Raw genomic sequence first — 22376 nt, 5'->3', positions numbered from 1 at the left:
GCTGCCAGCATACGCCAGACACTGTGGACGGGCGCGTCGCCCCGGGCGATCCGCTCGCGCCTGGCTCAGCGTGCAGACACCGCGTAGGTGCGGACCAGCTGGCTGTCCATTTCTTCGTTGAACTTGAACGTCACGTAGCGCGCGTCATCAGCGGCGAACTCTTCCTCGGCGCTGGCGCGACCGATCTCGGTGCCCTCGGCATCCAGCGCACGCGCCACCAGCTTGCCCTTGAACGCCTTGTCGGCCACCACGTACACCGCCGCGTCCTTGGAGCCCATGCCACGGCTCTTGCCGAGGGTGACGGTGAGGCCCCGCGCGGCCAGGCCCGGATCGGCCTGCAGCGTCACGTTCATGCGCTTGTCCACGCCCTCGCCCAGCCCGGCGACGAAATCGGCAGCGGTTCCACTGATGGCGCTACCGGCCTTCTGCGACACGGAGGTGTCGTCCTTGCAGGCAACCAGCCCGAGGGCCAGCGCGATCACCACGATCGACTTGTTCATGCACATTCCTTTGATTGATTCCGCGGGTTGTTCAAGCGTTCGATACAGCGCGCGCTCAGCGGAACGGCATGCCACGGCCGCCCATGGCGCCCATCATGCCCTTCATGCTGCGCATCATGCCCTTCATGCCGCCGCCGGCCATCTTGCTCATCATCTTTTCCATCTGCATGTACTGCTTCATGAGCTTGTTGACGTCGGCCGGGGTCACGCCCGAGCCCTTGGCGATGCGGGCGCGACGCGAGCCATTGAGCAGGTTCGGGTTGCGCCGTTCCTTCTTGGTCATCGAGCCGATGATGGCGATCATGCGCGGCACTTCCTTGCCCTGGCTGACCTGCTGCTTGAGGTGCTCGGGAATCTGGCCCAGGCCCGGCAGCTTGTCCATCAGGCCGCCGATACCGCCCATGTTCTGCATCTGCTCAAGCTGGTCGCGCATGTCGTTCAGATCGAACTTCTTGCCCTTGGCGACCTTCTCGGCCAGCTTCTGCGCCTTGTCCTTGTCGACCTGCTGCTCGACCTGCTCGACCAGCGACAGCACGTCGCCCATGTCGAGGATGCGGCTGGCGATACGGTCCGGGTGGAACACGTCCAGGCCTTCCGGCTTCTCGCTGACACCGACGAACTTGATCGGCTTGCCGGTGATGTAGCGCACGCTCAGCGCGGCGCCGCCACGGGCGTCACCGTCGGTCTTGGTCAGGACCACGCCGGTCAGCGGCAGCGCATCACCGAAGGCCTTGGCGGTATTGGCCGCGTCCTGGCCGGTCATGGCATCGACCACGAACAGCGTTTCAGCCGGGTTGACCGCAGCGTGCAGGGCCTTGATCTCGGCCATCATCGCTTCGTCGATGGCCAGGCGGCCGGCGGTATCGACCAGCAGCACGTCGACGAACGACTTGCGCGCGTCATCGATGGCGGCGCGGACGATGGCCTCCGGCTTCTGCTCGGCGCTGGACGGGAAGAACAGCACGCCCACCTGGTCGGCCAGCGTCTTCAGCTGCTCGATCGCCGCCGGACGGTAGACGTCGGCCGAGACCACCATCACCTTCTTCTTGCGCTTTTCCTTCAGGTGCTTGGCCAGCTTGCCGACCGTGGTGGTCTTGCCGGCGCCCTGCAGGCCCGCCATCAGGATGATGGCCGGCGCGGGAACGTTGAGGTTCAGGTCGCTGGCTTCGGCGCCCATCACCGCGGTCAGCTCGTCGCGCACGACCTTGATCAGGGCCTGGCCCGGGGTCAGCGACTTCAGCACTTCCTGGCCGACCGCACGCACCTTGATGCGCTCGATCAGGGCCTGCACCACCGGCAGCGCGACGTCGGCTTCGAGCAGCGCGATGCGGACCTCGCGGGTCGCCTCGCGGATGTTCTCTTCGGTCAGGCGGCCACGGCCGCGCAGGCGCTCGATGGTGCCGGAAAGGCGCTGGGTCAGGGACTCGAACATGCGGCGCAACCTGTCTGAAAGCGGGGGACAATAAGGCCCACAGTATAACGGGTCCATCGCGCTCCCCGGACTGCGACGCCACGCCCGTCGCCAGCACCGCGGGGGTATGCGAAACTTCAACGATGACAATCGTTCTCATCGCCGTCCTGCTCTACCTGGCCGCCAGCGCCCTGCTGGTGCGCGCCCTTGGTCGCAACGACGGGGTGACCTCGCCCGCCTGGCTGTGGCCTGCGCTGCCGGCGATGCTGCTGCATGGCGGTTATCACGTGCTGGTGGCGATGCGCACGACCGGCGGCCCGGACATGCACTTCTTCGCCGCACTGTCGCTGGTCGGCCTGGGAATGGCCTGGCTGACCTCGCTGGTGGGCGCGCGCGGGCGCATGTCCACCCTCGGCGTGGTGGTGTTCCCGCTGGCCGCGCTGCTGCTGGTGGTCTACCACGGCTACGGCCATGAACCGAGCAAGGTGCTGGGCTGGCGCCTGGCCAGCCACGCCTGGCTGGCCCTGCTGGCCTACGCCACGCTGAGCATCGCCGCGCTGCTGGCGATCATGCTGTGGCTGCAGGAGCGTGCGCTGCGGCGCCGTGAATTCCGTCCGTGGCTGCGTGCGCTGCCGCCGATGGCCGATCTGGAATCGCTGCTGTTCAGGGTGATCACCGTCGGCTTCGCCCTGCTGACCCTGACCCTGGTTACCGGCGTGCTGTTCGTCGACGACCTGCTGGCGCAGAAGCTGGTGCACAAGACGGTGCTGAGCGTGCTGTCGTGGATCGTGTTCGGCGTGCTGCTGATCGGCCGCCGCCGCTATGGCTGGCGCGGCACCAAGGCGGTGCATTGGACGCTGACGGCGATGCTGTTGCTGCTGCTGGCGTTCTTCGGCAGCCAGTTCGTGATCGAGCTGGTGTTCGGGCATTCTCGCTAGAGGCATGCCGGCCGCTGGCCGGCAACAGGACCGCACCCCGCGTGGATGCCGCAGACGGTCAAGGCAGCGGCTGGGCCAGGATCCTGCGCATCGAGCGACCACTGTTGGTGAGGATGTCGTCGACCTGCCAGCAGCCCTCCCCTTTGCGCACCATCGGCAGGCGGGTCACGTAGGCCTTGCCCCAGACCGGATAGCGCATTTCGACCTGGCCGGCCGTGGCCGAGGCCTGCTTCCAGCGGTAGCGCACCGGGCTGTCGATCTCCCCGTCCTGCGCGTCCAGCCACGGATCGGAATCGAGCGTGCAGAGGCCCTCTTCGCGCACCTGGCAGGCACGCTCGCCGTGCAGCGCCTTGGCAAACGCCGCACTGACCAGTGCCTGCGGCGGCTCCAGCAGGTCGCCCTTGCCGGTGGTCGCTTCGAAGAAGGCGCGCGCCACGTCAGCCGGTTGCTGGCAGGCCGGCGCGGCCTGCACGGTGGGGGCCAGCAGCAGGCCGATGATCACCCACATCCTTGTCTTCCGCATATTCAGTTCCTTGACGGTGGAAGGACGCCGGGCATGGCCCGGCGCTACCCATGCGTGTTGCCCGGCGAACGCGCAGCGCGGCAGGGATTACAATCCGTACCGTTCGATCGCGTCCAGATGCGGCTGGCGATCCTGGTCGCAGGCCTCGGCCAGGCGCAGCCAGCAGTGCGGGTGCGCCCAATCGGCCGTGGCCTGCTGCAGGAAGCGGTGCAGCGCCAACGGCGCTTGGTCCTGCGGCTGGGCAACGGTGAACAACAGGCCCGGCAACGTCCCGTCTTCCACGTCCGGATCGGTCACGGTGTAGTCCGCACGGCTGTGCGCCCATACCTTCCAGCCCTGTGCCTCGGCCGCTTCGACGAAGTCATTCCATGCCTCCTCGCCCGGGTGCGCGCCGTCGACCAGCCAGCTGCGCGCGAAACCACCCCGCTCCAGCACATGCACCTGCGCATAGGTCGGAATGAAGTGCTCGCGCTCCGCTTCGTCCTCGGGTGCGGGGTGTACCAGGCCGGCGTCGAACACCACCCAGTCCCCCACCTGCTGCGCGCGGTTGGCCGGTGCGTTCTCGACGATGCGCGCGGTCACCGGGCCGCTGCGGCGGGCGTAGTACTCCATCGGCTCGCCGCCTTCTTCGCTGCGGATGATCACCCAGCCCCAGGGCTCTTCGACCACGCCCTGCTGGCTGGACAGTTCCATGCCGATTGCTGCCGCCGAGCGGCGCACCGCATCCCAGTCGCGCGCCGCACTGGCCGCACTCATATGGTCCCAATGCGCGGCACTGGGCTCTTCCAGCAGTTCCACCAGTTGCGCATAGCAGGCCTGCGCCTCGCTGAAGCGGCCGGTCTCCATGTACATGCGCGCAAGCGTCCCGCGTGCGCCGTTCGAGCCTGGCGACAACGCCAGCAATGCCTGCGCGGCCTGTTCCAGTGCAGGCCAGTCGGACGCACGCCGTGCGCGCTGCACCTCGCACCAGTGCGCGAACACCGGCACGCTGTCGCGGTAGGTCGCGGCCAGCCTGCGCAGGCCGTCATCATCGCCCTGCTCGGCCAGCCAACGCATCAGCGTGTAGGCCGCCGCGCCGTCTTCCTGCGCGTGGCCGCGCACGAAGTCCCACAGCAGCGCCTGCGCTTCTGTCTTCGCGCCACAGGCGTGCAGCGCCGAGGCGGCGACCTCGGCCAGCGCGCCGTCGTCCGGCCGCTCGGCGTGCGCCTGCAGCAGCCACTGCGCTTCGCGCTCGGGATCGCGCGACTGGTTCTGTTCGCCCTGCGCTTCCAGCCACGCCAGCAGCTCAGCGGCAGGCACCGGCAGCGGCGCCATCTGCGGCAGCGCTTCGATGCGTGCCGCCAGACCGGCCACCAACGCGGCGGCGCCGCGGTCCTGGCGCAGCTGCGCCAGATGGGTGCGGGCCAGACCCAGCTGGCGCTGCGCCACCCAGCGTGCACCGCGCTGCAGGGCCAGCTCCAGGCTCAACGCGGCGATCTCGATCACCAGGCGATGCGCGCCGACAGCGGCGAAGTGCTCGATGATCGTGTTGAAGCGCGTTCCCAGATCCCAGGTATTGCGGGCGGCATCACGGCTGCACAGTGTCGAAGCGGTATTGGCCCACAACCGCCAGTGATTCGGCGTCAGCTCGCTCCATGGCACCAGCTGCTGCAGCGCCTCTTCATCGCGCCCCAGCTGGGCCAGTGCCCAGGCCTTGGACAGCCGGCGCGGCACCGTGCAGTTGGCAGGCTCGTATTCGCCCGCAGCGGCCACTTCGGCTTCGCGCTTCTCGATCAGCGCCAGCGCTTCCTGCGCACGGCCGCTGGCCAGCAGGATCTTGATCTGCATTTCAGGGAAGCTGTCGAACACTTCCTTGCCGCGCGCCTGGATCGCCGCCGCCTGCACCTGCAGGTAATCCAGCGCGTCCTGGCCACGGCCATCGTCGAGCAGCGCATCGGCCTTCTCGCAGCTCAGGCACTGGAAACAGGCCCAGCCCGGATCGATGCGGGCAAGGGTTTCGTCGCACACTTCGATGCGCTCGGGCACCCAGCCCGGGCCATCGATGTTGCCGTAGCAGGCAGCAAGATCCTGGGTGACGCAGATCGACTGCGGGCAGTCCAGGGTATCGGCACGGTGGGCGCGCTCGAACAGCGCCACCGACTCGCCCAGCGCGCTTTCACCCTCCACGCGGTTGCCGACGCGGTTGCGCAGCGCCCAATGGCCGACATAGACGTCGACCCAGGGGTTGTCCAGCGCCTTGCCCAGCGCGCGCGCTTCGGGCAGCAGTGCATCGACGCGGTCGACCTGCAGTTCACTGACTTCATCGGCAAGACGGGTCAGCAGGTGGGCGTTCTGCGCCTGGCCTGCCTGGCGCAGGTCTTCCTGCAGTTTTTCGACCCAGTTCCAGATATCCATGGGGGTAATGCTCCTGTCTAGCGAAGGCGGGATGAGAGGGGGGAGCGGTGCTCAACGCAGCATCTGCTGCAGGGCACCGGCAATATCGGTGAATGCACCATTGAGATCGGGTCCCGGCGTCGCCGCGCTCTGCTGCAGCGGCCGGCCCTGTGCGGACACGATGATCTTCAGCGAGCGCAGCAGGCGCGCGGCCGCCCCGGCCTGCGGGTGGCCCTCGCGCTGGGCCTGCAGCAACGCCTGCACCGCTGGATTGTCCAGGTTGAGGTACAGCCGCGACGGCGCACGCGCCTCGATGCGCGCGGTGAACTGGCGCGCCAGCCGCAGTGCCGCCATCGATACGCGCTTGTCGTTCTCGTCGTCTTCCAGGCGCTGTTTCAGTTCGGCTTCGCGGTCGGGCACCACCACCACCGGCAGCGCCTCGGGGCTGAACCGCGCCGGCAGCAGCTGTTCGCCGTCGCCCAGGTGTTCGCGCAGCCAGGCCAACTGTGTATCGTCAAGGCTGTCGTCGGTGCGGAACAGTGCGCGGTTGCCCTGCTCGGTACCCAGTTCGACCAGGCGCAGGCCCTTGGCCTGGGCCCAGCGCCGCAGGAACGGCACCACCGCGTAGCGATGACCATGCGCGACCGGCACGCCCATCGCGCGGAACAGCATTTCCTCGAAGCCACCACCGTTGTCGAGGATCACATGCACCGCGCCGCGCGCCGGCAACGCGCTGGCCGGCAGGTCACCCTGCGATGTCGGCACGCGCACGTGTTCCAGCAGCAGCTCGAACAGGCGCTCATCGCACAGCGCCGCGCCCAGCAGGGCCTCGTTGTGGCGGTTGAGCACGCGGCGCCAGGCTTCGGGCTGCTGCCGGGCGACGTCGGCCAGGCCATCGATCAGCGCTTCCAGCAGGGCGTGCTGCACGGCGCGATAGTGGTCATCGCGCTGCAGGTCCTCGCGGCTGGCGGTCGGGGTCAGCTTCGACGATTCGATCACCCCGCCGATGAAACCGGCCCAAGGCGGCAGCAGGTCGCGTGCATCGTCGTCCAGCAGCATGCCGCGCACGAACACCGACAGGTTGCGGTTGTCGCTGGTGCCGTAGGTGGCACCGTCCTGCACCCAGAGCATGCCGACGGCGTCGCTGCTGCCATCGGGCTGCAGCGGCATCGTCACGATGGGCTCGAAATCGTGTTCGAAACGGGCCGCGAACTGCTGCGCCTGGCGGCGTGCCTGCACCGGATGCAGGGCGACGTCACCCTGCCCGCGCCACGGCGGAGGTTCGGGATTGATCGCGGCGGCCGCCGCACCGATGAAGATCGGCTCGGACAGCAGCGCGCAGTAGCGGCCCAGCACCTCGTGCAGGCGCGCTTCGTTGGCCAGCGGCAGGAAGTCCGGATGCAGCTCCAGCTCGACCTCGGTGCCGATCGCGCGCGCCGGCACTTCGCTGACGGTGTACTGCTCGGCGTTGCTGGACACGTACAGGTGGCCCAGCTGCGGCGCCTGGTACGAGGTGGTGCGCACGCTGACACGGCGCGCCAATACGAAGGCCGACAGGAAACCCAGACCGAACATGCCGATCAGGCCTTCATCGTCCTCGCCGTCCTGGCGCAGGCCCCGGGTGTAACCGACACCGACGGTGGCCAGGTAATCGTGGATTTCCTGCCGGGTCAGGCCGGCACCGGTATCGGTGATGCGCAGCACGCCGGCGGCGACATCGACCTGCACGTCGATGCGCGACACACTCTGGATGCCGGGCTGCTCGATACGGCGACGGATGATCGAATCGTGCGCGTTCTGCACAAGCTCGCGCAGCGCCACCATCGGCGTGGAATACAGGTGCTTGCCCAGCACCGTCATCAGTCCATTGAGATCGACCCCGGCGCGGCGGATTTCGGCGGCGGGGGTGCTGAACATCGGGTCCTGCATGTAAACGATTACTCCTTGCCACGGAAAGGCGCCAGGGGGCGCCTTCGTCGAGCCGGGAAAACTAGCACAGGCTGGCTGACCGCTGCTGTGCCGTCGGCCGCATCTGCAGGTCCGGGCACGGACCCGACCCCGGTCACGCCGCGTCGATGGCCTCGGACAGCCGTTCGACCGCGATCACTTCCATGCCCTTCACCGAGCCGCCCTTGGGGGCATTGGCCTTGGGCACGATGGCACGCTTGAAGCCGTGGGTGGCCGCCTCGCGCAGGCGATCCTCGCCGTTGGGCACAGGCCGGATCTCACCGGACAGGCCCACTTCGCCGAACGCGATGGTCTTCTCGGCCAGCGGACGGTCCTGCAGCGAGGACAGCACCGCCAGCAGCACCGGCAGGTCGGCGGCGGTCTCCTGCACGCGGATGCCGCCGACCACGTTGACGAACACGTCCTGGTCGCCGACCAGCACGCCGCCATGCCGATGCAGCACCGCCAGCAGCATGGCCAGGCGGTTCTGCTCCAGCCCCACCGCCACGCGGCGCGGATTGGACAGCGGCGAGGCGTCGACCAGCGCCTGCACTTCCACCAGCAGCGGCCGGGTGCCCTCGCGGGTAACCATCACGCAGCTGCCCGGCTGGTGCGTGCTGGCGCCGGAAAGGAAGATCGCCGACGGATTGGAGACCTCCTTCAGGCCCTTGTCGCCCATCGCGAACACGCCCAGTTCGTTGACCGCACCAAAGCGGTTCTTGAACGCGCGCAGCAGGCGGAAGCGGCTGCCGCTCTCGCCTTCGAAATACAGCACGGCATCGACCATGTGCTCCAGCACGCGCGGGCCGGCGATGCCGCCTTCCTTGGTCACATGGCCGACCAAGAACACGGCGGTTCCGGTTTCCTTGGCGAAACGCACCAGCCGTGCGGCACTCTCGCGCACCTGGCTGACCGAACCGGGCGCGGCGGTCAGCGTCTCGGTCCAGAGCGTCTGTACCGAATCGGCCACGATCAGCCGCGGCCCACTCTTGGTGGCGTGCTGCAGGATGGATTCGACACCGGTCTCGGCCAGCGCGTTGACGCCCTCCAGCGGCAGCTCCAGCCGGTGTGCACGACCGGCGACCTGGGCCAGTGATTCTTCACCGGTGACGTAGAGCACCGGCAGGACCGCAGCCATCTTCGCCACCGCCTGCAGCAGCAGGGTGGATTTGCCGATGCCCGGATCACCACCGACCAGCACCACCGCGCCCTCGACCAGGCCGCCGCCCAGCACGCGGTCGAATTCGCCGATGCCGGTGCTGACCCGGTTGTGTTCGGTCTGCGCCACGTCCTTCAGTGCGGTGATCTTCGGCGGGTCGATCTTGCCCGCCCAGCCGGCACGGCGCGAGGCGGGCGCCTTGGCCGCCGCAGCGCTCTCAAGGACGATTTCCGACAGCGAGTTCCAGGCATTGCACTCGGTGCACTGGCCTTGCCACTTGCTGTATTCGGCGCCGCATTCATTGCAGACATACGCGGTGCGGGCTTTGGCCATCGGATATTTCCTGCAGGGGCAACGAGCGTGGCAGGATAGCCGAGCCGGGTCGCAGCTGCTGCGACCACTCAAGTCCCACCCGTCGGTGCCGATAGCGGTGGCGGGCGTGCGCCTTGCGGGCGCCCCTCCCTCCTCCTCTGGATTCAACATGACTGGTAGTTACAGTCAGAGCCTGGTCGCCATCTCGTTGCTGGTGGCCATGCTGGCATCGTATACCGCGCTGGATATGGCCGGCCGCCTGGCCACGGCCCAGGGTCGGGTCGCCCGCTGGTGGCTGGCCGGCGGTGCCGCCGCGATGGGCCTGGGCATCTGGTCGATGCACTTCATCGCGATGCTGGCCTTCAAGCTGCCGGTTCCGGTCGGTTACGACCTGGCGATCACCCTGTATTCGCTGGCGGTGTCGATCGGCGCGTCGGCCTATGCGCTGTGGCTGGTCTCGCGCCCCAGCCTGCCGTTGCATCGGCTGGCCGCGGGTGCGGTGCTGATGGGACTGGGTATCGCGGCCATGCACTACCTGGGCATGGCCGCCATGCGCATGCAGCCCGGTATCGATTATCACCCCGGCTGGTTTGCCGCGTCGATCGCAGTGGCCATCGCTGCCGCCGGTGCAGCGCTGTGGATTGCCTTCCGGCTGCGCGTGGAACAACGCAACACGGTGCGCCTGCGGATGCTGGCGTCGCTGGTGATGGGCCTGGCCATCGTCGGCATGCACTACACCGGCATGGCCGCCGCGCGCTTCCCGCCTGGCAGCGTCTGCGGCGCCATCGGCAGCGGCGGCATCGATCCGCGCTGGCTGGCAGTGCTGGTGATCGTGACCACGCTGGCCACGCTCGGCATCGCCCTGGTGGCCTCGCTGTTCGACCGCCAGATGCGCGTACGCACCCGCCTGCTGGCCGATTCCCTGGCGCACGCCAACGACAAGCTGATCCAGGCCGCCCTGCACGATCCGCTGACCCAGCTGCCGAACCGCATGCTGCTGCAGGATCGCATCGAGCAGGCCATCGAGAAGGCGCAACGCCGCCAGCAGTCGGTGGCGGTGATGTTCTGCGACCTGGATGGCTTCAAGGCCGTCAACGATGCCTATGGCCACCAGCTGGGTGACCGCCTGCTGGTCGCGGTGGCCCAGCGCCTGGGGGCGCAGCTGCGCCCGCAGGACACTCTCGCCCGCCTCGGCGGCGACGAGTTCGTGATCGTGCTGGCCATCGATGCGCCTGACGATGCGGCGGTGGTCGCCGAGCGGGTGATCGCCGCGGCCGGTGAACCGTTCGTGCTGGACGCGGCCGAGCTGCAGGTCACCGCCAGCCTGGGCATTGCCCTGTATCCGGACGATGCCAGCGACGAACGCGAGTTGATGGCACATGCCGATGCGGCGATGTACCACACCAAGGAAACCGGCCGGAACGGCTACACCTTCTTCATTCCCTCGATGCAGCTCAGTGCCAACCGCCAGCTGCGGCTGCTGCAGGACCTGCGCAAGGCGATCGCGCGCAACGAGCTGCTGCTGCACTACCAGCCGAAATTCCCGGCGGCCGATGCACCGGCCACCGGCGCCGAGGCGCTGCTGCGCTGGCAGCACCCGGAACTGGGCCTGCTGGCGCCGGACGTGTTCATTCCCATCGCCGAGCGCAGCGGCCTGATCCTGCCGATCGGCGACTGGGTGCTGGACCAGGCGTGCGCGCAGCTGCGCGCCTGGCATGACGGCGGACACAGCCATTGGACGATGGCGGTGAACCTGTCGCCGCTGCAGTTCGCCTCGCCGGCCCTGCTGGAGAGCGTGCGTTCGGTACTGGAACGGCATCGCATCGACCCGGCGCGGCTGACCCTGGAGATCACCGAAACCACGGCGATGAAGGATGTCGAGGCCAGCCTGGCGATCCTCAACGACCTGACCGCGATGGGCGTGCACATCGCCATCGATGATTTCGGTACCGGCTATTCCAGCCTGCTGTACCTCAAGCGCATGCCGGCCACCGAGCTGAAGATCGACCGGGCGTTCGTGCATGACCTTGAACGCAATGACGAGGATTCGGCCATCGTGTCATCGATCATTGCGCTGGGCCGCACACTGCAGCTGCAGGTGGTGGCCGAGGGCGTGGAAACCCAGGCCCAGCGCGATTACCTGAGCGAGCTGGGCTGCGACCAGCTGCAGGGTTACCACCTGGGGCGGCCGATGGAGGCCGAGGAATTCCTGCGCAAGGTGGGGTGAGAGGCAACCGCATCCACGCATGGCGTGGATCTACTGCATACCCCGGATGCATTGAACGGCAACCGCATCCACGCATGGCGTGGATCTACTGTGCGGGGACCTCGCGGTGACGGGTAGATCCACGCCATGCGTGGATGCGTTCCCCGCGATCGCGCAACAAACAGAAAGGCCGCCCGGGGGCGGCCTTTCTGCGTGGCAACGTCGCGAGGACGTCAGTGCATCATGTGCACGTTCATGTTGTGCATGACCCACAGGGTACCGACCACGATGATGCCGATCACCACCACGGTGAAGGCCGCAGCGTTGACGTTCCAGCGGCTCTCCGACGAGCGGTCCAGGTGCAGGAAGAACACCAGGTGGACCAGCATCTGCAGCACCGCGGTGATGGCGATCACCACACCGTTGACGGTGCGCGAGAAATCACCCGACATCACCATGTAGAACGGGATGACGGTCAGCACCACCGCCAGCACGAAGCCGATCAGGTACGACTTCACGGTGCCGTGGCTTTCGCCGCCGGCGGCGTGGTCGTGTGCATGGTTGTCATGTGCCATTACAGCGCTCCATTGAGGTAGACGACGGAGAACACGCCGATCCAGATCAGGTCCAGGAAGTGCCAGAACAGGCTCAGGCACGCCATGCGGGTCTTGTTGGTCGGGGTCAGGCCGTACTTCTTCAGCTGCACGAACATCACCAGCAGCCACAACAGGCCGGCGCTGACGTGCAGGCCGTGGGTACCGACCAGGGCGAAGAACGCCGACAGGAAGGCACTGCGGTCCGGACCGTAGCCCTGATGGATCAGGTGCTGGAATTCATAGACTTCCATGCACATGAAGCCGAAGCCCAGCAGCCAGGTGATGCCCAGCCACAGGAACATCTGGCCGACCTGCTTGCGGTGCATGGAGATCATGCCCAGGCCGAAGGTCAGCGACGAGGTCAGCAGCAGCGCGGTTTCCCACGCCACGAACGGCAGCTCGAACAGGTCCTTCGCGCCGGGGCCGCCATCAGTGCCACCGGCCAGCACCACGTAGGTGGCAAACAGCGAGGCGAAGATGAGGCAGTCGCTCATCAGGTACACCCAGAAACCGAAAACGGTGTTGCCGCCGGTGTCGTGGTGCTCGTGGTCGTCATGGCCATGGGCCGCCGCGTGTGCGGCGTGCCCGTGGCTCAGGGTCGAGGTATTGGTGCTCATGCCTTCAGCTCCGACTTCACCAGGCCCTGGGCTTCCAGGTGCTTGCGGTGTTCGTTCTCGATGCGTTCCACCTCGGCAGCCGGGACCCAGTAGTCCACGTCCTGGTCGAAGGTGCGGTAGATGAACGTGGCGATCATGCCGACGAAGCCGATGATGGCCAGCCACCAGATGTGCCAGATCATCGCAAAGCCGAACACCAGGCTGAAGGCGCCGATGACAACGCCGGTGCCGGTGTTGCGCGGCATGTGGATGTCGGTGTACTTGGCCGGCTTCGGCCAGGCTTCACCACGCTGCTTGCGCTCCCAGAAATCGTCCAGCTCGGTGACGTCCGGCAGGGTGCCGAAGTTGTAGAAGGCCGGCGGCGAAGAGGTTTCCCACTCCAGCGTACGGGCATCCCACGGGTCGCCGGTCAGGTCGGCGGTCTTCTTGCGGTCGCGGATCGACACGGCCACCTGGATGATCTGGCACAGGATGCCGGCACCCACGATGAAGGCGCCCACAGCGGCCACCAGCAGGAACGGCTCGTAGGCCGGGTTGACGGTGCTCTGCAGACGACGGGTCATGCCCATGAAGCCCAGCACGTACATCGGCATGAAGGTCACATAGAAGCCGATGAACCAGCACCAGAACGCGCACTTGCCCCAGAACTCGTTGAGGCGGAAGCCGAACATCTTCGGCCACCAGTAGGTGATGCCGGCGAACATGCCGAACACCACGCCGCCGATGATGACGTTGTGGAAGTGGGCGATCAGGAACAGGCTGTTGTGCAGCACGAAGTCGATGGCCGGGATCGCCAGCATCACGCCGGTCATGCCGCCGATGGTGAAGGTGACCATGAAGCCGATGGTCCACAGCACGGGCGTGGTGAACTGCACGCGACCGCGGAACATGGTGAACAGCCAGTTGAAGATCTTCACGCCGGTGGGGATGGAGATGATCATCGTCGTGATGCCGAAGAAGGCATTGACGTTGGCACCCGAGCCCATGGTGAAGAAGTGGTGCAGCCACACGATGAACGACAGCACGCCGATGCAGGCAGTGGCGTAGACCATGCCCTTGTAGCCGAACAGGGCCTTGCGCGAGAAGGTCGCGATGACCTCGGAGAACACGCCGAAGGCCGGCAGCACCAGGATATAGACTTCCGGGTGGCCCCAGATCCAGATCAGGTTGATGTACAGCATGGCGTTGCCGCCACCGTCATTGGTGAAGAAGTGCGTGCCCAGGTAACGGTCCAGGGTCAGCAGCACCAGGGTGATGGTCAGCACCGGGAAGGCGGCGACGATCAGCACGTTGGTCACCAGAGCGGTCCAGGTGAAGACCGGCATCTGCATGAGCTTCATGCTCGGGGTGCGCATCTTGAGGATGGTGATGAAGAAGTTGATACCACTCAACGTGGTACCCAGACCCGCCACCTGTAGTCCCCATATGTAGTAGTCCATACCTACATTGTTGCTGTACTCGATGCCCGACAGTGGCGGGAACGCCAGCCAGCCGGTGGCGGCGAATTCACCGATCCACAGCGACAGCATGATCAGCACCGCGCCGGACACGAACAGCCAGAAGCTGAGCGAGTTGACGAACGGGAACGCGACGTCGCGCGCACCGATCTGCAGCGGCACGGCCAGGTTCATCAGGCCGGTGATCAGCGGCATCGCCACGAAGAAGATCATGATCACGCCGTGGGCGGTGAAGATCTGGTCGTAGTGGTGCGGCGGCAGGTAACCCTCGGACCCGCCGACGGCGATGGCCTGCTGGGTACGCATCATGATCGCGTCGGAGAAACCGCGCAGCAGCATGACGAAGGCGACGATGATGTACATCACGCCGATCTTCTTGTGATCCACCGAGGTGAACCACTCCTTCCACAGATAGCCCCACAGCTTGAACTTGGTGATCAGGGCCATGACGCCCAGGCCACCCAGCACCGCACCGACCAGGGTGGTCAGCACGATTGGATCGTGGGGGATCGACTCAAGAGAGAGTTTTCCCAACATGTTCATTCTCCCGAACCCATGTGGCCTTCATGGCCAGCGTGTTCGTGTTCTTCGGTGGCATCCAGGTTCTTCCCGGATTCCTTGGCATCATGCGCGTCGCTCGGGGCGTGCCCCTCGTGCGCTTCATGGCTGGACGCATCGGCAGCAGCCGCACCCGCATGGGAATGCTTCATGCCGTAGTGCTTGTTGTCGCCCATGTGCTTGGCGATGACCCAGTCGAACAGGTTGTCTTCAACCTTGCCGAAGTAGGTGACCGGGTACCACTCGGAATTCTTCGCTTCACCCAGCGCCTTGAACGAGGCCTTGTCCAGGCTCTGCTCGCCGGCACGGACCTGGTCCAGCCACTGGCGGTACTGCGCATCGGTGACCGAGTAGGCAGTGAAATGCATCTTGGCGAAGCCTGCACCGCTGTAGTGCGAGGACATGCCCGGGAATTCACCCAGCTCGTTGGCGATCAGGTGGAGCTTGGTCTCCATCGCCGCCATCGAATAGATCATGCTGCCCAGGTGCGGGATGAAGAACGCATTCATCACCGTATCGGAGGTGATCTCGAAGTTCAGCGGGGTGTTGACCGGGAACTTGATCTCGTTGACGACCGCGATCTTCTCTTCCGGATAGATGAACAGCCACTTCCAGTCCAGCGAGATCGCCTGGATGGTGACCGGCTTGACGTCCGATTCCAGGGGCTTGTACGGATCCAGCGCGTGCGAGGACCGCCAGGTCAGCACCGCCAGGACCAGCACGATCATGCAGGGGATCGACCACACCACCACCTCGATCGCCGTCGAGTGGGACCACTTCGGCTCGTAGCGGGCCTTGGTGTTGGAGGCGCGATACTTCCACGCGAAGGTCAGGGTCATGATGATGACCGGGATGACGACCAGCAGCATGAGCACGGTGGCCGTGATCAGCAGTGTCTTTTCATCCTGGCCGATCTGGCCCTTCGGACTGAGGATGGCCACGGCATCGCAGCCGGTGAGCATCACCAGCAATGCGAGCAGCAGGCCCGGGCGCAACCAGCGCCCAAGGGTTTTCAACGGAATCATCGGTCGATCCAATTGCGAGGGAATGCCGTTCCCCGTCCTGCCCGCACCGGCCAAAGCCGGGCCCACCCGTCCAGAAGACAGGCAGGTGAGGTGGTGTCGAGTCAGCCTTTCAATTTTAGGCCGTCACCCACCATTTAAGAAAGGCATTGACAATGATCAGGCGCAGGAAAGGCCCGGATCTGGATGCGACACGTTGTCGCACCGCGCCATTGTGGCGGGCAGAACGCGCGGGGACGGCAGCGCAGCATCGGCCACGAGGCCGACGAGGCGCCTCGTTCGGCACAGTTGACTGAACAGATTCAGCCATGCCCTGCCCCGATGTCGGGCGCGGTCGGCGGTGTTGTCGCGATCGACGCGGGCTGGCGGTCGGTGCGGGCGCTGCGCCGCAGAAGCGCTGCATGACGCATCCAGCTGCCCGGCGCGCTGCGCGCCGCGGGAAACGCCTTGAAGGGCGGGCATTTCGGGGCAATCGCGCGCATGCCAAAATAAGCGGGAAGCGTAGGACATCACTGACCGCACCTGCTCCACAACTGGCAGCAGCGGCGGGGATGTGCACACCATGGCATGCCACTGAAAACGAGTGGCCGGGTCGGCAAACCCGATTACTGCTGGTTGTTTACGCTTGTCAGCCGGCGCCACCTCTGCGTGGCGCCGGCTGGCAATCCGTTCGCGTTCCATGGCGGGCGGTGCGTGGGGGTGCGTGCTTGCATGCGCCCGCCGGGTTCCAGCAGTAACCGGTTTTTGCCGCCACGCATCGTCCGCCACCTCTCCCGGTGGCGCTGCTGTCTGTCCTGCACGGAGCACTGCCATGCACGCATCGGAATATCTTGAACTGAATGCCCGCCATGACCCGGCCAATGCCGAGAGCCTGGGCGAGCCTGGAGCGGACCCCACCGCCTTCGTCTCCACGCTGCGCAGCATCCAGGCCGGCGCCGCCGCCGATGGGCGCCCGTGGCCGGAGACCTACCTGCGGCCAGGGCGCCGCATGCAACTGGCCGACGCCGACTGCGCGCTGGCCGGCCTGACGGTGGTGCAGGAAATGCTGTTGGCGGCCGAACGCACCCGGCAGAACGGCCCTTCCCACGAATACGTAGGCGAGCGCGCGATGGAGGGCATGATGATGGCCTGCCTGGCCCTTACCGCACAGGTCACCGCCTGCCTGCACGTGCGCCGCTAGTGCGCGGCCGGTTCGGCAGACGGGCGCTGGCGTGGGCCGCCGTATTGATGATCGCGGTGCTGGGCGCGGTGCTCGCGCACAGCCATCGGCCGGAGGCACGCGTCAACGTCACGGCCTATCGGGAGGTTTCCGATCTGGAGTTTCTGCAACTGCAGGAGGATCTGCGCGTGCGGCTGCAGCGGGAAAGCGTGGCGGGGATGCCGGAATTCAACATGGTCAGCGCGGCGACGTATTTCGAGATCCACCAGGGTGGAAAGCCCGTCCTTCTGGTGGACAACTCGGCAGGCCGTTTGTTGGTGATCGCGTTCGGGCAATAGCGCGGGTTGGTTCTGGGAGCGCCTCCGGTCAAGCTGCGTGGGCCGGATCATTCCAAGGTCTGCGGTGTTCCCGCGCTGCCCGCCATGGGGTGTCACTACTGAAACGGCAGGTCAGCGGTCGTGCCGTCCAAACAATAAAGCCCCGACCAAGGCCGGGGCATTCATGCAACGGGTGGCGGAAACGGGAGTCGAACCTACGAGCAGCTGCTTATGACTCCAGATCAACGACTCCTCAGTCACTGGATGCGCGAGTTTGATCAGCGATAGAGCCGACGAAATCGATGATCTCTTCGATCTCGACGCCTCGTTGATTAGGCTCATCGTCGGTTCCCAAGCCGGTCTCCGAGAACTCTTGCAGCAATATGTCGATCAGCAACTCGCGGTCGTGCTCGGCAAGGTGTTCGACGCCGCCTTCAGGCAACTGAAATCTGCGCTTCGCTGCGATTTCGACCAACAGCGAATGCAGACGGGAGGAGATAGGCAGCGTCATTTCACTTCACCTTAGGGTCTATCAACCCATTGGGTATTCATAGCACAGGAATGGCCGGCCGCGGTTTCCAGGCCAGGAACGGTGCCAGGACCTAAGCACTTGGGAAGCCGCTGGGTCGAGTGGGTCGCGCGGCTCGAAAATCCTGGGGTGCCAGCCATGGGCTGGCAGTACTGGAGGACCACGCATTCCGCCGGGCATGGCCCGGCGCTACCAGAGCACAAAAAAGCCCCGACCAGGGCCGGGCTTTTTTCTACAACTGGTGCCGGAAATAGGAATCGAACCTACGACCTACGCATTACGAATGCAGTTACCCTAGGCACCACTGATGGCCAGAATCCTTTTGGAACAAAGGCTTAGCCAACCCCAACTGGCAGCCAGGGTGCCGATAAGTGCCTTGTAAGCCAGGGAGCCGTCACATTGAGGCGATTCGGGCCCGTTAAGCCTCAGGGAAAACCAGGTGGCGCCCTCGCCTGCTTTCAAGACGGACAGCGGCTTGCGGTGTACGCGCCCCGGAACCGAACCTACGTGTAGTACCTCTCATTGACGTTGCGGTTGCAGGCGAGACACTTTCGATATGCGCCAAAACGCCCAGGACGCTCCCGTCCCAGCAAGCCACCGCATTCGCAAACCAAAGGGCTGCGCCCTTGATCCCAGCGCCAAAGCCTTAGAGTAGCGACAAGTGCAAGGGTGACCGATACCGCGATAGCCAACGCCGGGAGCCATCGCACCATCGCATACACCCCTGCAAGCACCGGACTCTCCCGGAGCGTTCCCAACGGCAGCATCAGCAGCAACCCTAGCGCCAAAGCCCCAAGTGCGGGCGCATACATCCTTACCATCATCCACGTCCAACGATCCATGTAGCCGTCCCGGTAATTGTTTTATGCATCCTTGAGCATATGAGTTTGCCCCACCCCTTCTTGATGTCGGTCACGTCGAAGACCTTGCCCGCACGTCGCTCGCCTACTTGCCCAGCCCAACGCTGCAGGACTTCCACGGCTTCGGTGTTCAGAGGAATGTGACGCTGCCTGCCGGACTTAGCGTTCTCGGCCCGAATGGCCAGCATCTTGGCTTCGCAGTTGATGTCCGCCCATGTCATCGAAAACAGTTCACCCCGCCGCATGCCGGTATTGATGGCCGTAAGGACCACCGGGGTCAGGTGATCGACATACCCGTCCATCGGCAAATCAGGCAGGACCGCTTGCCGGTACCTGCGGCGCATTGGCATTTGCCCTCCCCTCAACCCCGGCCAGATCGCGCGCTGACAGTGCAGCCCGGAGCATCGCTTCTTCATCTGGCGAAAGGAACCGAACCACCTTGCGGCTAGCTGCTGATCGCTGACGCATGCCCATTAGGGGGTTAGTATCGATCAGCTTCCACTCAACGGCCCGAGACAAGGCAGACCGCAGGCAAGCAAAGTCCCGCGCTGCGGTAGCCTTGGTGACGGCATCAGGGCCAGTGACACGCCCGCGCCACCATCGCTCCATTGTAGGCACGTCAATCTCAATGATCTGACGGCGCAACAGCCACGGGAACACCGATCGGATGCGGTCTGGGTACTGACGACCGCCCTTGAGCTCAGCTATCGCCCAAGGTTCGAAGTGGTCATTGAGCAGTGTTTCAAGCGTGCAGCTTGTAGGCTTGAACTTCGCGAGCGCTGGCAGTCCGGACTGAACGTATTCAGCGACCGCTTGCCGGGCTTGGTCGCGGGCCTGATCAAGTGACAGATGTTCGACCGACCCCAAGGTACGACGCTTACCGTGTGCCCAAGTCACGATCCAAGCCTTGTGCCCAGACGGCTGCACGCGAAGAATCAGGCCGCGAACTTGGGCATCCCTAAGCTCATAGGGGCGATCTCGGGGCTCTGACGTAAGGACGATGCGTTTTGTAAGGGCGGATGACATTGGTCAAACTGTCCGTAAGTGGCGATAAGGCCAACTTAGGACAGGATGCGAGGCCGTGTTTGGATGCGGATCGTCCGCATGCGATTTAATCTAAGGCGAACCTATCGCCGGCATACAGGGCATGCCGTCGATATCCGCTGCAGCGGCCGAGATGCTGATCATGCCTCCTGACTGCATCTCAACCTTCAAAGAAACTCCGCCATCCGTTGACGAATCGCCCCAGGAAGCCTCATTGATTGAACTGCTTGGCCCCCAGTGCTCTCGCCTATCAGCTGAGAATTCGCGCAGCCCTCTGAAGAATATCGACCGGCTCAAAGAACATTCGTCCAGCGCAATGAGCACCGCTGAGCTTGCAGCCCAGTCGATTCGTATTTCCACAAGCGTCCAATCGTGCATCAGAATCTCACTTTGTCTTGAGGGGAAGATGCGCGGCCGGCGACTCCGGAGCGACATGCTTCCCATTGATATCCAAACGTTGGCCACTAGCATCATTCACATGACAATGGGGGCCGCAGGCAGCGTTGGGATGTACCAGTACCCTTTGATTACCGTTCACTGGATCTACGTAGGCCCCTTTTCCAGCAGAGGGGTCCGGGCCCTTGGGCTGTAGACCGCTCTGCTTTGCAATCCCGTCGATCTCTCCCGCAGTACGTCCCGCGATGTCCTTTGGATTTATATCTGGCGACTTCGTTGGCTTGGTGACCGCACCAACCGTAACAACCCCAGTCCGCGGCGGTTGCATACGCAGTGGCGGCGCTCGAATGCCACCAGCATGGGACTGCCCGCCCTTGACGATACCGGAACCAATGGCATAGCCAGTCTGCTCAGCCCAATTGGCATGCAACGGAAATCCGTGCTCGTATCGGGAAGCATTAAGTGTTCCGTTCTCAAAGCCGGTCTGGAAGTCACTCCAACTCTGTCTCCCGTCCGGATCCGTGAACTTATACGGATTCCCGTTCGCATACCTATAGCGATTGAACTGCCCAACCGGCTGCTCATACGCCGTCACCGGATCAACCGACAGGAACACACCCAACTGCGGATCCATGTACCGCTGCTGCATGTAGCTCAGCCCGGTGGCCGAGTCACTCACATGCCCGGTATACCCCGGTCCGTCCGTGACCTGACCACCTACCACGGCGCCATAGGGCTCGTAGTCATAGCGCTTGATCACGTTGCCGTTGGCATCGCTCTCGGCCACAACCGAGCCAAGAGCATCCGTGTGGATGTACGTGACCGTCTCCTGGGCGATAGCAGATGGCGACACGCCAAGGCCAATAACCAGCCACAGCCCAGCCAGGCACCTAATGAACCTAGCTTCCGAATTCGGCTCTCAATTCTCCCGAAGCGTGTGGACACCCCGCCTACAGTTCCCCCGAACCTGTGCATCCTTCCAATCCCTGAAAGAGCCTTGAAGCAAGGCTGGGTATTCATAGCACAGGAATGGCCGGCTGCGGTTTCCAGGTCAGGAACGCTGCCAGGACCTAAGCACTTGGGAAGCCGCTGGGGCGAGTGGGTCGCGCGGCTCGAAAATCCTGGGCTGCCAGCCATGGGCCGGCACTACTGGAGGACCACGCGTTCCGCCGGGAATGGCCGGCGCAACTCGAAACAAAAAGCCCCGACCAAGGCCGGGGCTTTTGCTGAAACTGGTGCCGGAAATAGGAATCGAACCTACGACCTACGCATTACGAATGCGCCGCTCTACCAACTGAGCTATTCCGGCGAAGCAGGCAATTTTACGGTCGCCCTGCCCCTGCGGTCAATCCGGTCGTGACGATTGCCGTCAAACGTCCACCCGCCCGGGCTCTCAACCCGCCGCCACCCGGTTGCCGCACTCCCGCCCCGCCGCGAAATCGGCCAGGTTGCCCAGCGTGATCGCCGAGATCTCCTGCAGCGCCTCCACGGTGAAGAAGCCCTGGTGGCCGGTCACCAGCACGTTGGGGAAGGTCATCAGGCGCTGGAAGGCCTCATCGTCGATGATCTCGCCGGACAGGTCCTGGAAGAACAGCGCGCTTTCCTGCTCGTAGACGTCAATGGCCAGGTGGCCCAGCCGGCGCGACTTCAGCGCGCGGATCACCGCATGGGTATCGACCAGGCCGCCACGCGAGGTGTTGACCAGCATCGCGCCGGGCTTCATCCGCGCCAGCGAGGCGTCGTCGATCAGGTGCTGGGTATCCGGGGTCAACGGGCAATGCAGCGAGACGATGTCCGAGCGCGAGAGCAGCTCGTCCAGTTCCACCATCGCGCCGATCCCGGCGAACGCCGGCGAAGGATACGGATCGTGCCCCAGCACGGTGCAGCCCATGCCGCGGAAGATGCGCGCGGTGGCCAACCCGATCTTGCCGGTACCGACGATGCCCACGGTCTTGCCATGCAGGGTGCGGCCGAGCAGGCCATCGAGCATGAAGTTGCCCTCACGCACGCGGTTGTAGGCGCGATGGGTGTGCCGGTTGAGGGTCATCACCAGCGCCAGAGCGTGCTCGGCCACCGCTTCCGGCGAGTACGCGGGCACGCGGGCGACGAACAGGCCAAGCGCGTTCGCGCTGGCCAGGTCCACATTGTTGAAGCCGGCACAGCGCAGCAGCACCGCGCGTACGCCCAGTGCATGCAGGGCCTGCAGCACCGGTGCATCGAGCCTGTCATTGACGAACACGCAGACGGCGGCGCAGTCCTGTGCCAGCGCGGCGGTGTGCACGTCCAGCGCCGCGTCGAAGTACACGAACTGGAAATCCTGCCCTGCCCCTTCGCGCTGGTTGGCTTCCTCGAGAAAGCGGCGGTCGTAGGGACGGGCACTGAAAACGGCGATCTGCATGGCAAGGCCTGCGCGGAAATCCGCCACGACCATAGCGCACCTGCCCCCCGATGG

18 protein-coding genes and 1 tRNA gene are annotated in these 22376 nt (G+C 65.0%); 4 read left to right on the top strand and 15 right to left on the bottom strand.

Annotation, left to right across the window (positions count from 1 at the left end; all coding sequences use genetic code 11):
* Nucleotides 1-65 precede the first annotated feature (65 nt).
* Together LMF57_RS05870 and ffh are read right to left on the bottom strand one after the other, a co-directional pair.
* Nucleotides 66-500, bottom strand: coding sequence for a hypothetical protein (locus LMF57_RS05870; protein WP_229291072.1), 435 nt, complete (start codon nucleotides 498-500; stop codon nucleotides 66-68).
* A 55-nt stretch (nucleotides 501-555) separates the two neighbouring features.
* Complete coding sequence (gene ffh / locus LMF57_RS05865; protein ID WP_025873824.1) at nucleotides 556-1932, bottom strand: signal recognition particle protein; 1377 nt, start codon at nucleotides 1930-1932, stop codon at nucleotides 556-558.
* 122 nt (nucleotides 1933-2054) lie between these two features.
* Between ffh and ccsA the strand changes: the two genes are divergently transcribed.
* The gene (ccsA, locus tag LMF57_RS05860) at nucleotides 2055-2849 is read left to right on the top strand and encodes a cytochrome c biogenesis protein CcsA (protein WP_025873825.1); all 795 of its coding nucleotides are present in this window, start codon (nucleotides 2055-2057) and stop codon (nucleotides 2847-2849) included.
* Nucleotides 2850-2907: 58 nt separating this feature from the next.
* On the opposite strand, the gene LMF57_RS05855 is transcribed toward ccsA, so the two are convergent.
* From LMF57_RS05855 to radA, 4 genes are all read right to left on the bottom strand, one after another.
* Nucleotides 2908-3372 (bottom strand): YbjP/YqhG family protein, encoded by a 465-nt coding sequence (locus tag LMF57_RS05855; protein ID WP_229291071.1) that lies wholly within the window; start codon nucleotides 3370-3372, stop codon nucleotides 2908-2910.
* Between the two features lie 87 nt (nucleotides 3373-3459).
* A complete protein-coding gene (locus LMF57_RS05850; RefSeq protein WP_229291070.1) occupies nucleotides 3460-5766 on the bottom strand; it encodes a tetratricopeptide repeat protein in 2307 nt (768 codons plus the stop codon).
* A gap of 51 nt (nucleotides 5767-5817) precedes the next feature.
* Nucleotides 5818-7674, bottom strand: coding sequence for an ATP-binding protein (locus tag LMF57_RS05845; protein ID WP_229291069.1), 1857 nt, complete (start codon nucleotides 7672-7674; stop codon nucleotides 5818-5820).
* Between the two features lie 133 nt (nucleotides 7675-7807).
* Nucleotides 7808-9184 carry a DNA repair protein RadA gene (gene radA, locus LMF57_RS05840; protein ID WP_025873829.1) on the bottom strand — a complete coding sequence of 459 codons (1377 nt, stop codon included), beginning with the start codon at nucleotides 9182-9184 and terminating at the stop codon, nucleotides 7808-7810.
* A 148-nt stretch (nucleotides 9185-9332) separates the two neighbouring features.
* On the opposite strand from radA, the gene LMF57_RS05835 reads away from it, so the two are divergent.
* Nucleotides 9333-11390 carry a bifunctional diguanylate cyclase/phosphodiesterase gene (locus tag LMF57_RS05835; protein ID WP_229291068.1) on the top strand — a complete coding sequence of 686 codons (2058 nt, stop codon included), beginning with the start codon at nucleotides 9333-9335 and terminating at the stop codon, nucleotides 11388-11390.
* Between the two features lie 212 nt (nucleotides 11391-11602).
* On the opposite strand, the gene cyoD is transcribed toward LMF57_RS05835, so the two are convergent.
* The 4 genes from cyoD to cyoA are packed head-to-tail and all read right to left on the bottom strand — an operon-like array spanning nucleotide 11603 to nucleotide 15622.
* On the bottom strand, nucleotides 11603-11944 hold the full coding sequence (gene cyoD / locus LMF57_RS05830; RefSeq protein WP_025873831.1) for a cytochrome o ubiquinol oxidase subunit IV: 342 nt from the start codon (nucleotides 11942-11944) through the stop codon (nucleotides 11603-11605).
* Nucleotides 11944-12582 carry a cytochrome o ubiquinol oxidase subunit III gene (gene cyoC, locus LMF57_RS05825; RefSeq protein WP_025873832.1) on the bottom strand — a complete coding sequence of 213 codons (639 nt, stop codon included), beginning with the start codon at nucleotides 12580-12582 and terminating at the stop codon, nucleotides 11944-11946. The genes cyoD and cyoC overlap by 1 nt, the downstream gene beginning before the upstream one ends.
* Nucleotides 12579-14576, bottom strand: coding sequence for a cytochrome o ubiquinol oxidase subunit I (cyoB, locus tag LMF57_RS05820; RefSeq protein WP_093817877.1), 1998 nt, complete (start codon nucleotides 14574-14576; stop codon nucleotides 12579-12581). The genes cyoC and cyoB overlap by 4 nt, the downstream gene beginning before the upstream one ends.
* 2 nt (nucleotides 14577-14578) lie before the next feature.
* Nucleotides 14579-15622 carry a ubiquinol oxidase subunit II gene (gene cyoA / locus LMF57_RS05815; protein ID WP_229291067.1) on the bottom strand — a complete coding sequence of 348 codons (1044 nt, stop codon included), beginning with the start codon at nucleotides 15620-15622 and terminating at the stop codon, nucleotides 14579-14581.
* An 808-nt stretch (nucleotides 15623-16430) separates the two neighbouring features.
* Here cyoA and LMF57_RS05810 point away from each other — a divergent pair.
* Both LMF57_RS05810 and LMF57_RS05805 read left to right on the top strand, forming a co-directional pair.
* Nucleotides 16431-16799 carry a hypothetical protein gene (locus tag LMF57_RS05810; RefSeq protein WP_208082736.1) on the top strand — a complete coding sequence of 123 codons (369 nt, stop codon included), beginning with the start codon at nucleotides 16431-16433 and terminating at the stop codon, nucleotides 16797-16799.
* Nucleotides 16800-16846: 47 nt separating this feature from the next.
* Nucleotides 16847-17116 carry a hypothetical protein gene (locus tag LMF57_RS05805; protein ID WP_229291066.1) on the top strand — a complete coding sequence of 90 codons (270 nt, stop codon included), beginning with the start codon at nucleotides 16847-16849 and terminating at the stop codon, nucleotides 17114-17116.
* 232 nt (nucleotides 17117-17348) lie between these two features.
* Here LMF57_RS05805 and LMF57_RS05800 read toward each other — a convergent pair whose 3' ends face one another.
* The 5 genes from LMF57_RS05800 to LMF57_RS05780 all read right to left on the bottom strand — a co-directional run bounded on the left by LMF57_RS05800 (nucleotide 17349) and on the right by LMF57_RS05780 (nucleotide 22322).
* Entirely contained in the window at nucleotides 17349-17606 is a 258-nt protein-coding gene (locus LMF57_RS05800) for a hypothetical protein (RefSeq protein WP_208082734.1), read from the bottom strand.
* 838 nt (nucleotides 17607-18444) lie between these two features.
* The gene (locus LMF57_RS05795; RefSeq protein WP_229291065.1) at nucleotides 18445-18786 is read right to left on the bottom strand and encodes a tyrosine-type recombinase/integrase; all 342 of its coding nucleotides are present in this window, start codon (nucleotides 18784-18786) and stop codon (nucleotides 18445-18447) included.
* Between the two features lie 1127 nt (nucleotides 18787-19913).
* Nucleotides 19914-20777: an RHS repeat-associated core domain-containing protein gene (locus LMF57_RS05790; RefSeq protein ID WP_229291064.1), complete on the bottom strand. Its 864-nt coding sequence runs from the start codon at nucleotides 20775-20777 to the stop codon at nucleotides 19914-19916.
* Nucleotides 20778-21157: 380 nt separating this feature from the next.
* A tRNA-Thr gene (locus LMF57_RS05785) sits at nucleotides 21158-21233 on the bottom strand.
* An 84-nt stretch (nucleotides 21234-21317) separates the two neighbouring features.
* The gene (locus tag LMF57_RS05780) at nucleotides 21318-22322 is read right to left on the bottom strand and encodes a 2-hydroxyacid dehydrogenase (protein ID WP_088100543.1); all 1005 of its coding nucleotides are present in this window, start codon (nucleotides 22320-22322) and stop codon (nucleotides 21318-21320) included.
* Between the last annotated feature and the right edge of the window lie 54 nt (nucleotides 22323-22376).

It is taken from the genome of Stenotrophomonas sp. SI-NJAU-1, assembly GCF_020883215.1.
Taxonomy (GTDB): Bacteria; Pseudomonadota; Gammaproteobacteria; order Xanthomonadales; family Xanthomonadaceae; genus Stenotrophomonas; species Stenotrophomonas indicatrix.
Note: the sequence above shows the minus strand (reverse complement) of the source record. Positions and strands in the feature narration are given on the sequence as shown.

Bases quoted from the DNA above. Each gene is read 5' to 3' on its own strand.
- LMF57_RS05870 (WP_229291072.1), bottom strand. From the start codon at position 500: ATGAACAAGTCGATCGTGGTGATCGCGCTGGCCCTCGGGCTGGTTGCC.
- ffh (WP_025873824.1), bottom strand. From the start codon at position 1,932: ATGTTCGAGTCCCTGACCCAGCGCCTTTCCGGCACCATCGAGCGCCTG.
- ccsA (WP_025873825.1), top strand. From the start codon at position 2,055: ATGACAATCGTTCTCATCGCCGTCCTGCTCTACCTGGCCGCCAGCGCC.
- LMF57_RS05855 (WP_229291071.1), bottom strand. From the start codon at position 3,372: ATGCGGAAGACAAGGATGTGGGTGATCATCGGCCTGCTGCTGGCCCCC.
- LMF57_RS05850 (WP_229291070.1), bottom strand. From the start codon at position 5,766: ATGGATATCTGGAACTGGGTCGAAAAACTGCAGGAAGACCTGCGCCAG.
- LMF57_RS05845 (WP_229291069.1), bottom strand. From the start codon at position 7,674: ATGCAGGACCCGATGTTCAGCACCCCCGCCGCCGAAATCCGCCGCGCC.
- radA (WP_025873829.1), bottom strand. From the start codon at position 9,184: ATGGCCAAAGCCCGCACCGCGTATGTCTGCAATGAATGCGGCGCCGAA.
- LMF57_RS05835 (WP_229291068.1), top strand. From the start codon at position 9,333: ATGACTGGTAGTTACAGTCAGAGCCTGGTCGCCATCTCGTTGCTGGTG.
- cyoD (WP_025873831.1), bottom strand. From the start codon at position 11,944: ATGGCACATGACAACCATGCACACGACCACGCCGCCGGCGGCGAAAGC.
- cyoC (WP_025873832.1), bottom strand. From the start codon at position 12,582: ATGAGCACCAATACCTCGACCCTGAGCCACGGGCACGCCGCACACGCG.
- cyoB (WP_093817877.1), bottom strand. From the start codon at position 14,576: ATGTTGGGAAAACTCTCTCTTGAGTCGATCCCCCACGATCCAATCGTG.
- cyoA (WP_229291067.1), bottom strand. From the start codon at position 15,622: ATGATTCCGTTGAAAACCCTTGGGCGCTGGTTGCGCCCGGGCCTGCTG.
- LMF57_RS05810 (WP_208082736.1), top strand. From the start codon at position 16,431: ATGCACGCATCGGAATATCTTGAACTGAATGCCCGCCATGACCCGGCC.
- LMF57_RS05805 (WP_229291066.1), top strand. From the start codon at position 16,847: ATGATCGCGGTGCTGGGCGCGGTGCTCGCGCACAGCCATCGGCCGGAG.
- LMF57_RS05800 (WP_208082734.1), bottom strand. From the start codon at position 17,606: ATGACGCTGCCTATCTCCTCCCGTCTGCATTCGCTGTTGGTCGAAATC.
- LMF57_RS05795 (WP_229291065.1), bottom strand. From the start codon at position 18,786: ATGGACGGGTATGTCGATCACCTGACCCCGGTGGTCCTTACGGCCATC.
- LMF57_RS05780 (WP_088100543.1), bottom strand. From the start codon at position 22,322: ATGCAGATCGCCGTTTTCAGTGCCCGTCCCTACGACCGCCGCTTTCTC.